At 73.7% G+C, this 10,601-nt stretch carries 10 protein-coding genes; 1 reads left to right on the forward strand and 9 read right to left on the reverse strand.

Annotated elements, in window-relative coordinates:
• The 9 genes from FAF44_RS12300 to FAF44_RS12340 all read right to left on the reverse strand — a co-directional run bounded on the left by FAF44_RS12300 (position 1) and on the right by FAF44_RS12340 (position 9,781).
• Positions 1-1,008: a 2-hydroxyacid dehydrogenase gene (locus FAF44_RS12300; protein WP_237103223.1), complete on the reverse strand. Its 1,008-nt coding sequence runs from the start codon at positions 1,006-1,008 to the stop codon at positions 1-3.
• A complete protein-coding gene (locus tag FAF44_RS12305) occupies positions 1,005-1,634 on the reverse strand; it encodes a histidine phosphatase family protein (protein ID WP_237103224.1) in 630 nt (209 codons plus the stop codon). Before FAF44_RS12305 ends, FAF44_RS12300 begins: the two co-directional genes overlap by 4 nt.
• The gene (locus FAF44_RS12310; RefSeq protein ID WP_237103225.1) at positions 1,631-3,076 is read right to left on the reverse strand and encodes an FGGY-family carbohydrate kinase; all 1,446 of its coding nucleotides are present in this window, start codon (positions 3,074-3,076) and stop codon (positions 1,631-1,633) included. Before FAF44_RS12310 ends, FAF44_RS12305 begins: the two co-directional genes overlap by 4 nt.
• Complete coding sequence (locus FAF44_RS12315; protein WP_237103226.1) at positions 3,073-4,548, reverse strand: FGGY-family carbohydrate kinase; 1,476 nt, start codon at positions 4,546-4,548, stop codon at positions 3,073-3,075. The genes FAF44_RS12310 and FAF44_RS12315 overlap by 4 nt, the downstream gene beginning before the upstream one ends.
• On the reverse strand, positions 4,548-5,780 hold the full coding sequence (locus FAF44_RS12320; RefSeq protein ID WP_237103227.1) for a sugar ABC transporter permease: 1,233 nt from the start codon (positions 5,778-5,780) through the stop codon (positions 4,548-4,550). Before FAF44_RS12320 ends, FAF44_RS12315 begins: the two co-directional genes overlap by 1 nt.
• Entirely contained in the window at positions 5,777-6,538 is a 762-nt protein-coding gene (locus tag FAF44_RS12325; RefSeq protein ID WP_237103228.1) for an ATP-binding cassette domain-containing protein, read from the reverse strand. The genes FAF44_RS12320 and FAF44_RS12325 overlap by 4 nt, the downstream gene beginning before the upstream one ends.
• Positions 6,538-7,587, reverse strand: coding sequence for a sugar ABC transporter substrate-binding protein (locus tag FAF44_RS12330; protein ID WP_237103229.1), 1,050 nt, complete (start codon positions 7,585-7,587; stop codon positions 6,538-6,540). The genes FAF44_RS12325 and FAF44_RS12330 overlap by 1 nt, the downstream gene beginning before the upstream one ends.
• A gap of 171 nt (positions 7,588-7,758) precedes the next feature.
• Positions 7,759-8,724, reverse strand: a complete 966-nt coding sequence (locus FAF44_RS12335) for a sugar-binding transcriptional regulator (RefSeq protein ID WP_237103230.1) — start codon at positions 8,722-8,724, stop codon at positions 7,759-7,761.
• An 85-nt stretch (positions 8,725-8,809) separates the two neighbouring features.
• A complete protein-coding gene (locus tag FAF44_RS12340; RefSeq protein WP_237103231.1) occupies positions 8,810-9,781 on the reverse strand; it encodes a DUF5937 family protein in 972 nt (323 codons plus the stop codon).
• Between the two features lie 65 nt (positions 9,782-9,846).
• Between FAF44_RS12340 and FAF44_RS12345 the strand changes: the two genes are divergently transcribed.
• Positions 9,847-10,601 (forward strand): MFS transporter (locus FAF44_RS12345; RefSeq protein ID WP_237103232.1); only part of this gene is annotated, 755 nt, incomplete at its 3' end.

The following is a 10,601-nucleotide window of genomic DNA, read 5'->3' on the forward strand; positions in this document are numbered from 1 at the left end:
TCATGGGGTCGCGACGTGGGCGAGCGGTTCGCCGCGCACGTAGCGGGCCACGTCGGCGGCCACGATGGCGGCGGCCTTCATCGCCGTCTCCTTGCTGGCCCCCGCCAGGTGCGGGGTCATGACCAGGTTCGGCGTCGTGAGCAGGCGGGAGCCCGGCGGGATGGGCTCCTCGGGGAAGACGTCCATGGCGGCGCCGGACAACTGGCCCGAGTCGAGGGCGTCGCACACCGCGTCGTAGTCGAGCAGCGCGCCCCTGGCGCAGTTGACCAGGACCGAGCCGCGCGGCATGGCGGCGATCTCGGCGGCCCCGATCAGGCCGGTGGTCTCCGGGGTGGCGCGGGCGTGCAGGGAGACGAACAGCGAACGTTCGAGCAGCTCGGGCAGCTCGACCTGGTTGGGGGCGGAGGCCACGTACGGGTCGTGCACGAGCACCTCCGCGCCGAAGCCCTCCAGCATGCGGGCCACCCGGCGGCCGATCGCCCCGTAGCCGATCAGGCCGGCCGTGTTGCCCTCCAGCTCGGGGCCGACGTTGTCGTAGGTGTAGTAGTCGCCCCGCCACACGCCCCCCGCCAGGTCGGCGTGCGTCTGGGGGATGCGCCGGGTGGCGGCCAGCAGCATGGCCAGCGTGTGCTCGGCGGTGGCGACCGCGTTGCGGCCGGGCGCGAACGTCACCGCGACCCCGGCCCGCGCCGCCGCCTCCAGGTTGGCGTTGACGGGGCCGCCCCGGCTCACGCAGAACAGCCGTAGATCGGGCGAGGCGTCCAGGACGCGCTTGGTCAGCGGGGCCATCTGGGTCACGCACACCTCGACGCCGCGCAGCGCCTCGATCAGCTCCGACTCCACGTCGGAAGCCTCGTCCACCTCGCCCACCCGGCCGAACGGCTCCAGCGGCCACGGCAGCGTCAGCTCGCGGAAGTCCACCTCTCCCGGGACCGCGCGCCTGAGCGCGTCGATGAGCAGGCGGTTCTGGACGAAGTGGTCGCCTGCGGCAAGGACTCGGATGGTCAACGAACGGCTCCAATCGGGGAGTTGTACTGCAGCAGCGCCACTCTGTCCGCGCCGGGCCCCGTGAGGCGCAGCTCGGTCAGGGCGCAGTTGTCCAGGCGCGGGAACAGCCGCCGGTACTCGCCCAGCGGCACGCCGACGAGCCGGCACAGGGCCAGCCTGATGGCGGTCGTGTGCGCGACCACCAGGACGCGGCCGTCGGGGTGGGCGGCCGAGATGTCGCGCAGCGCGGCGGCGAACCGGTCGGCGGCCAGGTGCGGGTCCTCGCCGCCGGGGAGCGGGTGCGCGGCGGGGTCGGCCTCGAACGCGGCGCGGGCCTCGGGGAAGCGGGCCTTCATCTCGGCCGAGGTGAGGCCGTCGCCCTGACCGAAGTCCAGCTCCCGCAGCCGCTCGTCGACGCGCACCGGCAGCCCGGCCCCACGCTCGCCCGCGGCGGTCTCGGCGGTGATCCTGGCCCGGCTGAGCGGGGAGGACCACACGGCCGCCAGCCCCGCTCCCGCCGCCCAGCCGGCCAGCAGCACGGCCTGGTCGTGGCCGCGCCGGGTCAGCTCGACGTCGGTGAGGCCGGCGTAGCGGTTCTCGGCGTGCCAGACGGTCTCGCCGTGGCGGACGAGCACGAGGTCGGTCATCGGGTGGTCCTCTCACGGGCGTGCGCGGCGACGGTCGCGTCGAGCCAGCCGCGCCGTTCCAGCTCGGTCACGAACCGCAGGTACGGCTCGCGCAGGTCGGCCCCCGACGGCTCGACGACCGCCCGGGTCCTGATCATCCTCGCCGGGTCGCCGCCCGCCAGGACGGCCATGCCCAGCGCCGGCTCGGCGTTCTCCCGCAGCGTCACCGGACGTCCCAGGACGTCGGCCCGGAGCCGGGTCCAGTACGCGCTCCTGGTCGCGCCGCCGGTCAGGACGATCTCACCGTCCACGGGAGCGCCGAGCAGGTCGAGGTAGTCGAAGCACAGGCGCTCCACGAAGGCCGCCCCGAGCAGGACGGCCGTGTAGCGCCCGACGTCGTCGCCCGGGTCGCCGAGCGTGAAGGTCTCGGCCTCGGGGGCGGCGAAGGGGAAGCGCTCGCCGCGGGACACGAGCGGGTAGGTGACAGCGGGGGGCGTGCCGTTCGCGTCCGGGCCGTAGCGGGCCGCCGCGCGGGCGCTCAGCGCGTCGAGGTCGCGGCCCGGCAGGTCGCGGGTCAGCGCGCCCGCTCCCGTGCTCGACGCCCCGCCGGGCAGCCACGAGCCGTCCGGGGCGCGGTGCGAGTAGACCACCCCGAGCGGGTCGTGGATCAGCTCCCTGGTCACGCCCTTCAGCACGAGCGTCGTGCCCAGCACCGAGTTCCAGCTCCCCGGCCGCAGGGCGCCCGCGCCGAGCTGGGCCGCGCAGCCGTCGGTGGCGCCGGCGAGCACCGGCGTGCCGGCGGGCAGGCCGGTCTCCTCGGCCGCCGCCGGGCACACCACGCCGAGCCGGACGCCGGGGCGCACCACCTCGGGCAGGATCTCGCCGGGCACCCCCAGCGCGTCGAACACCTCCGCCGGCCAGCGTTCCTCGACGAGGTCCACGCCGGTCTTGAGCGCGTTGCTCAGGTCGGTGGCCACCGCGTGGCCGGTCAGGCGGCGGTTGACGAAGTCGTTCTGGTGGCAGAGCCGCAGGTCGCGGGCGTCGGCGGGGGTGTCGCGCAGCAGCCACAGCAGCTTCGGCAGCGCCCAGTTGGGCTGCATGCGCCGGTAGCCGAGCCGCTCCCACACCGGCGCGCCCACCTCGTTGACGAGGGAGGCGTCGGCGCGGCGGTCGTCGTACATGAGGGCGGGCGTGCGCGGGCGTCCTGAGCCGTCCGTGAGCAGGATCGTGCCGGACGTCGCGGCCACGGCCACACCCGCGATCGGCCCGCCGGCCGCGCGCGCCGCCTCGCGGGTGGCGGCGGCCAGCTCGCGCCACCACTGCTCGGGGTCCTGCTCGTGGCGGGGCCCGTCGCGGTGGCTGGTCAGCGGGCGGCTGCCGGTTCCGAGCACGCGGCCGTCGCCGGTGACGGCCATCGCCCGTACGCTCTGCGTCCCGAGGTCGATGCCGATCCACACGCTCATGCGCGGCCCCGCAGTTCGCTCAGCAGCGGCCACGTGCGGGCGGTGTCGCCGCGCAGCGTGCGGAAGTCCTCGAACAGCCGGTCGTAGCGGGTCCGGCGGGCGGGATCGGGTTCGACCGCCGGGCGCAGCCGTACGTGCTCGGCGGCGGCGGCCTCGACGGACGTCGCGGCCCCGGTGGCGACCAGCCCCACCAGGTACGCCCCGCGCGCCCCCACCTCGGCGTCGGCCGAGCGCTGCACGGGCAGCCCGGTGACGTCGGCGATCAGGCTCAGCCAGGTGGCGCTGGCCGAGCCGCCCCCGCACACGCGCAGCTCGGACGGCGACGCCCCGGTGGCCGCCAGGCAGTCGCGGATGACCATGGTGAGCCCTTCGAGCACCGCCCTGGCCACGTCCTCGCGGCCGTGCTCGAACGACAGGCCCAGCAGCGCCCCTCGCGCCAGCGGGTCGGAGAACGGCGCCCGCTCACCGGCGGGCGACAGGTACGGCAGGAACGCCAGCCCGCGCGCCCCCGGCTCGCTCAGCATCGCCAGCTCGCCCAGCCCGGCGGGCTCCGGCAGCCCCAGCAGCCGGCACGTCCACTGCACCACCTCCGTGCCGGCGAACGTCGGGAAGGCCCGCAGGTAGCCGCCGGGCAGCGCGATCGTGATGCCGACCGGCTCGCCCTCCAGGCCGGGGTCGCCGACGACGACCTCGGTGCAGAGCGTGGTGCCGAGGATGCCGCACGCCTGCCCCGGCCGTACGGCCCCCGCGCCGAGCGCGGTCGAGGCGATGTCGTAGGGGGCCAGCACGACGGGCGTGCCGGCGGGCAGGCCGAGCGTGGCGGCGGCGTCCGCGCTCAGCCCGGCGACGGGGCAGGGCCGGATCGGGGGGAGCAGCCGCTCGGCCCACTCCAGGCCGAACAGGGCGAGCAGCGACGGCGCGTAGGCCCGCGCCCGCAGGTCCATGAACGGGGCGGAGGCGTCGGACTCGTCGGCCGCCAGTTCCCCGGTCATCCGGGAGAAGATCCACCCGCCGCAGGTCAGCAGGGTGGACGACCGCTCCAGCCGTTCGGGGTCGTGCGCGCGCAGCCAGGTGAGCACGGCGTGCGGCAGCCCGGACGCGGCCGACGAGCCGTTCACCCGGAACGCGGTGGCGGCGAGCCCGTCGCGGGTCCAGGCGTCCACGACGGAGGCGGCCCTGGCGTCGTTCCAGAGGATCGCGGGGCCGGTGGGCCGGCCGCTCGCGTCCACCAGCCAGCAGCCGTCGCCCTGTGCGGTGACCGCGACGAAGTCCGCCCCGCCGAGCTGGGCCGCGACGTCGCGCACGGTGGCCGCGACCGCCTCCCAGACGGCGTCCATGTCCTGCTCGGCGTGTCCGGGAGCGGGCCGGGACACGCCGGTCTCGCGCCGGGACACGGCCGCCTCGACGCCGGCGGAGTCGTACCCGACGGCCTTGATGACCGTGGTTCCGGCGTCCACGCAGATGATCGCCATCAGGCCCTTCCGTGTGAGGTCCGCGACCGGCGCGAGACGGAGTCGACGACCACGGCGAGCAGCAGCACCGCCCCGGTGACCACGAACCGGATCGAGGAGTCGAGGTTGAGCAGGGTCAGGCCGCTGGAGATGGACTGGATCACGATGATGCCCAGCAGCGCGCCGAAGGCCGTGCCGCGCCCGCCGAACAGGCTGGTCCCGCCGATGACGGCCGCCGCGATGGCGTTGAGGTTGACGTCGCCCGCGCCGCTGCTCTGGTTGGCCGCCGCCAGCCGGGCCGCGGCCAGGATGCCGCCGACCGCGGCGAACGTCGAGCAGAGCACGAACACGGAGGTGTAGACGGCCCTGACGTTGATGCCCGCCCGGCGTGCCGCCTCGACGTTGCCGCCGACGGCGTAGACCGCGCGGCCCCACTTCGTCCGCGACAGCAGGTAGTGCATGACCAGCACCAGCGCCACGAAGAAGACGAACATCCAGCCCACGCCGCGGGTCTGCCCGAGGTACCAGACCACGAACGCCAGCACCGCCAGCAGCGCCACGCTCCGGACGGCCAGCGTCGTGACGCTCCTGGCCGACAGCCCGGCGGCGCGCCGCTCGCGCGCGTGCAGGTAGCCGGTGGCGAACAACCAGACGGCCGCGACGACGGCGAACGTGTACGACAGCCAGTCCGGCACGAAGTCGAGCTGGGCGAAGCTCACCACGCCCGAGTCGAACGGCAGGTTGATCGAGCCCTTGGTGCCCAGCACGTACAGTTGCAGGCCGAGGAAGGCAAGCAGCCCGGCCAGCGTGATCACGAAGCTGGGCACGCCGAACCGGTTGAACAACTGCCCGTAGAGCCAGCCGATGACCGCGCCCAGGAGCACCGCCGCCGCGATGGCCAGCCAGACCGGCAGCCCCTCGCCGACGAACAGCACCGCGAGCACCGCTCCCGACAGCCCGCTGACCGAGCCCACGGACAGGTCGATCTGGCCCACCAGCAGCACGCACACGATGCCGAGCGCGATGACGCCGACGGCGGCGGACTCCAGGGTGAGGTTCACCAGGTTCGCGCTGGACAGGAAGATCGGGTTCAGGATCTGGAACACCGACCAGATGACGATGAGCCCCACCACGACCGGGATGACGCCCAGGTCGCCGCCGCGGGCCCGCTCGACCACGTCGGAGAGGGCGCCGCGCAGCCCCTCGCCGGTGCGCAGCCGCTCGTCCTGGCGGTCGGTCGCCGTTGTGGTCACGAGGTCTGCCCCCTTTGCGCCCGCCGGGACACCACGTTGTCGGTGGCGCCGGTGATGGCGGCGATGATGTCCTCGGAGGTGACGCCGTCCACGTCGAACACCCCGTTGTTGCGTCCGAGCCGGAGCACCACGACGGTGTCGGCGACGGCCTTCACGTCCGCCATGTTGTGACTGATCATGATGACGCCCAGGCCGTTCTCGCGCAGCCGCTCGACCAGGTTGAGCACCTCGGCCGTCTGGGCGACGCCGAGCGCGGCGGTGGGCTCGTCCAGGATGATGACCTTGGGGTCGCCGAGCAGCGAGCGGGCGATGGCGACCGTCTGGCGCTGGCCGCCGGACAGCGCCGCGACCGGCACCCGCACGCTCGGGATCTTGGCGGAGAGCTGGCGGAGCAGCTCCCACGAGCGGGTCTCCATGGCCACGTCGTTCAGCCGCAGCGGGCGGATCTCCTGGCCGAGGAACAGGTTCTGGATGACGTCGAGGTTCTCGCAGAGCGCGAGGTCCTGGAAGACCGTGGCGATGCCCAGCTTGTGCGCGGCGGCCGGGCTGGGGATCACCACCTCCCGGCCCTCGAACGTGATCGTGCCCGCGTCCGCCGGATGCACCCCCGACAGGATCTTGACCAGCGTCGACTTGCCCGCGCCGTTGTCGCCCACGACGGCGACGACCTGGCCGGCCGCGACGTCGAGCTCGATGTCGGTGAGCGCGGCCACGGCGCCGAAGGTCTTGCTGATCCCGCGCAGCGACAGGACGCTCATCACTTGATCCCGAGCTCGTCGCAGCCCTTGGCGTACTCTCCGGAGCAGACGTCGGCGGCCTTCATGATGCCGCTGTCGAACAGCACTTCCTTGACGTTCTCCTTGGTCACGACCGTCGGGACGAACAGCTCGGACGGCGTGTCGTAGAGCTGCGTCTTGCCCGCGGGCTTCCTGCCCTGCATGAACTCCCAGGCCACGTTCGCCGACGCCTCGGCCACGATCTTGATGGGCTTGGAGATCGTGTTGTACTGGTCGCCCGAGATGATCCGCTGGGCGGCGGCCACCTCGGCGTCGTTGCCGGTGACCGGCGGCACGTCCACGCCGGCGGCCTTGAACGCGGCGATCGAGCCGCCGCCGGTGCCGTCGTTGGCCGCGACCACGCCGACGATCTGGTCCTTGAACTGGGTGATCTGGCCGCTGACCCAGGTCTGCGCCTTCTCGGGCTGCCAGTCGGGGGTGTCGTACTCGGCCAGCAGCTTGAACCCGCTCGAGTCCACCGCGCTGTGAATGCCCTTCTTGATCAGCCCGGCCGCCGCGTCCGTGGGCGAGCCGTTGACCTGGAGGATGCCGCCTTCCGCCTGCTCCGCCTTGAGGTGGTCCACCAGGGACTGGGCGATCAGGGAGCCGATCTTCTCGTTGTCGAACGAGATGTAGTAGTCGGCCGGTGTGGCCGGGATCGGCCGGTCGTAGGCGATGATCGGGACCTGCTGCGCCTGCGCGGACTTGACGATGGTGGCCGCGGCGGCGGAGTCGACCGGGTCGATCACGATGGCCTTGACGCCCTGGGCCAGCGCGGAGTTGGCCTGTTGCTGCTGCTTGGAGGCGTCGGAGTCGGCGTTCTGGTAGATGACCTCGCAGGTCGGGCAGAGCTGCTTCATCCTGGCCTCGAACAGGGGCTTGTCCTGCAGCTCGTACCGGGTCGAGGCGAGGTCGGGCATGAGGAAGGCGACCTTGGCGTTCTCGACGCCGCCGGTGCCCCCGCCGGTACCTGCGCCGGAGTCGGAGCCTGAGCCGCAGGCCGCCAGTAGCGAGCTTGCGAGCACTGCCACCGCGGCGAACGCTGAGGTCCGCATCTGAGCTCTGTTCACGGGTTGATTCCTCACTTACGCCGGGTTATGAACGCACCTGCCCCCGACACAGGGAACGCCTTCACTCGAGCGCACACCCTGTGGTGCGGCTCACGTTAGCGCGCGTTCAGAAACTTTGTCCAGCAAAAGTGTTCAGAGCTGATGGGTGGCCGCGAGCAGGCCCTCCGCGGTCGGCGTGTCCGTGACCAGCAGGTTGAAGAAGCCGCCCTTGGCCCCGGCCACGATCGAGAGCACCTTCTCCGCCCCGACCGCGACGGCGATCGTGTGCGGGATGCGGCGCAGCTCCTCCGGCTCGGCGGCCACCAGGCGCTCGCTGCCCGGGTAGGTGACCGGCGCGCCGTCGCGGTCGTAGATCCGCATGCACACGTCGCCCACGGCCTGGCGCAGGCCCTCGGCGTCGCGGGGCATCAGGGACGGCACCATCTGCCTGGTCAGCGGCGGCGAGCCGATGCCCACGACCGCGCACTTGGCGTGCGCCCACAGGTCCATCACCCGGCGCACCGAGGGCTCGTGCTGCAGCGAGTAGAACAGCTCGGGGCCGGGCAGCGCGGGCGCGTAGAGGTAGGCGGGCACGCCGCCCGCGCGCTCGGCCAGGACGCGGGTGGTCTCGTTGGTCTGGAACCAGGGCTGCGGCTCCTCCTGGCCGCCCACGGCGGGGGCGATCGTGACGCCCGGGTACCGGCCGAGGCCCTCGCGGGCGCACTCGTACACGGTGGTGCCGGAGGAGACCAGCACGACGTCGCCCGACTCCAGCCCGACGGCGGCCAGCGCGCGGGCCACGCCCGGCGCCAGCCACGGGCCCAGCGCCGGGCCGCTGACCTTGGGGACCAGGTAGACGCGGTCGAGGCCGAGCGCCTGCGCCACCTCGGCCGCCAGCGGGCCGTCGCCGAGCGCGGCCGGGCGGTGCACCTTGATCTCGACGATGCCCTGCCTGCGGGCCTCGGTGAGCAGCCGGCTCACGGTCGCCCTGCTCACGCCCAGGCGTTTGGCGATGTCGCCCTGGGTGGCGTCGTCCAGGTAGTACTGCTGGGCCGCCGCGTACATCAGCTCGTGGGGGAACCTGGCCTGAGCCTCGGGGGCGACGTCGGCGGCATTCATGCGCGCGCTCCTGGGATGCGATGCGTGAACAGATTTGCAGAACTGATGCGCAACCACTATAGCTTCGTGCTTCCCGCAGCACAGGCTAGCCGTTGACCAACGCGTCGCCGAGCGGGGTACGGGCGTACAGGACGCTGCGGCCCGTGCGCGTGCCCGCGATCAGGCCCGTCCGGCGCAGCGCCGCGATGTGGCCGCCCGTGGTGCCCACACTCTGCCCGAGCAGCGCGGCGAGCTGGGTGGTGGTGGCCGGCTCGGCCAGCTCGGCCAGGACGCGGGCGCGGCTGCGGCCGATCAGCCCCGCCAGGTGCCGGTCCGGCGCGCGCTCGGGAGCCCCGGTGCCCCGCGCGGGATAGACCATCGCGTACGGCCAGGCGTCCTCCAGGTACGCGCCGATGCGGCCGACGAACGCGGACGGCAGGAAGAGCAGCCCCTTGCCGTCCAGCCTGACGGACCGGCCGGGGGAGACCAGCTCCAGCTCGATCCGGCCACCGGCCCGCCAGCGCACCTGGGGGCTGAGGTCCTCCAGCGCCGTGCCCCAGCCGTAGGCGGCCAGCCGCCCGGCCCGGTGCACCACGTCGCGCTGCAACGTCGCGCGCAGCCGCGGCCAGTCGTGGGACAGGATCCGCGTCCACAACGCCTCGTACGCCCGCGCGAACCGGGCCACCACCTCCGGCCCGAGCAGCAGCTCCCTGACCCAGGACGGCACGGGAGGCCGCTGGGCCAGCACCCGCCGGATCTCCGCGTGCGCCTGGGCCGGCGGCGTGGCGCGCACGGCGGCCAGTTCCTCCTCGAACGGCACGTCCGCGGCGGTGGGCGGGGGCGCGATGAAGGAGACGTTCGCGGCGCCCGCGTTGCCGCTGATCGCGGCGGCGGCCCGCAGCACCGGATGCTCGTCCGCCAGCCGCCGGTACGCCTCCCGCCGCCGCTCGGACCACGGGCCGTGCACGCCCGCGGGGAAGTGGCCCGCCAGCACCCAGTGCGCGTGCATGGTCTCGACGAGCGGCGAGATCGCGAACCTGCTCGCGATCAGATCCTGCGGGACGACCTCGATCGTCACTACCACCTTTCGGTTATATCCGAATAAATCGCACGGGTGTGGGGGTGGGCCGCACCATCGGGGGCGTGACGGGCGCGACGTTCGGCGAGGTGTTCGCCGTCAAGGAGTTCAGGGTCCTGTTCGCCGGCTTCGTGCTGCTCATCGGCGGCGACGTGATCAAGATGCTGGCGCTGTCCGTATTGGTGTACGCGCGGACCGGCTCGCCCGGCCTGTCGGCCGCCGCGTACATGGCGGGGTGGCTCCCGTTCATCGTCGGCGGGCTGTTCCTGCTCTCGCTCGCCGACCGGCTGCCGGCGCGGGCGCTCATGGTGGCCGGCGAGCTGGTCAGGGCCGTGACCTGCCTGCTGCTGGCCTACGCCGGGCTACCGATCTGGGCGATGCTGGCGCTGGTGCTGGTCACGGGGCTGCTGTCGCCGGTGTTCATGGCGGCGCGGGCGGCCATGCTGCCCGAGGTGCTGCCCGGAGACGCGTACGTGCTGGGACGCTCGGTGCTCAACGTGGCCTCCGCGAGCGCGCAGATCGCCGGGCTGTCGGTGGGCGGCGCGGCGCTGGCCGTCGCGAGCCCGGCGGGCGCGCTGGCCGTCACCGCCGGGCTGTCCCTGGCCGGGGCCCTCGTCCTGCGGTTCGGGCTGCCGCGCCGGCCCGCCAGGGGCGGCGCGCGGCGCGGGGCGGTGCGGGAGACGCTGCGGGTGAACCGGCGGCTGCTCACCGACGGGCGGGTGCGGGGGTTGCTGCTGGCCGGCTGGTTGCCGTGCGTCTGCCTGGCCGGGGCCGAGGCCATGGTGGTGCCCTACCTGGGCGGAGGGGGCCAGGCGGGGGT

It is taken from the genome of Nonomuraea sp. MG754425 (assembly GCF_021699195.1).
GTDB lineage: Bacteria > Actinomycetota > Actinomycetes > Streptosporangiales > Streptosporangiaceae > Nonomuraea.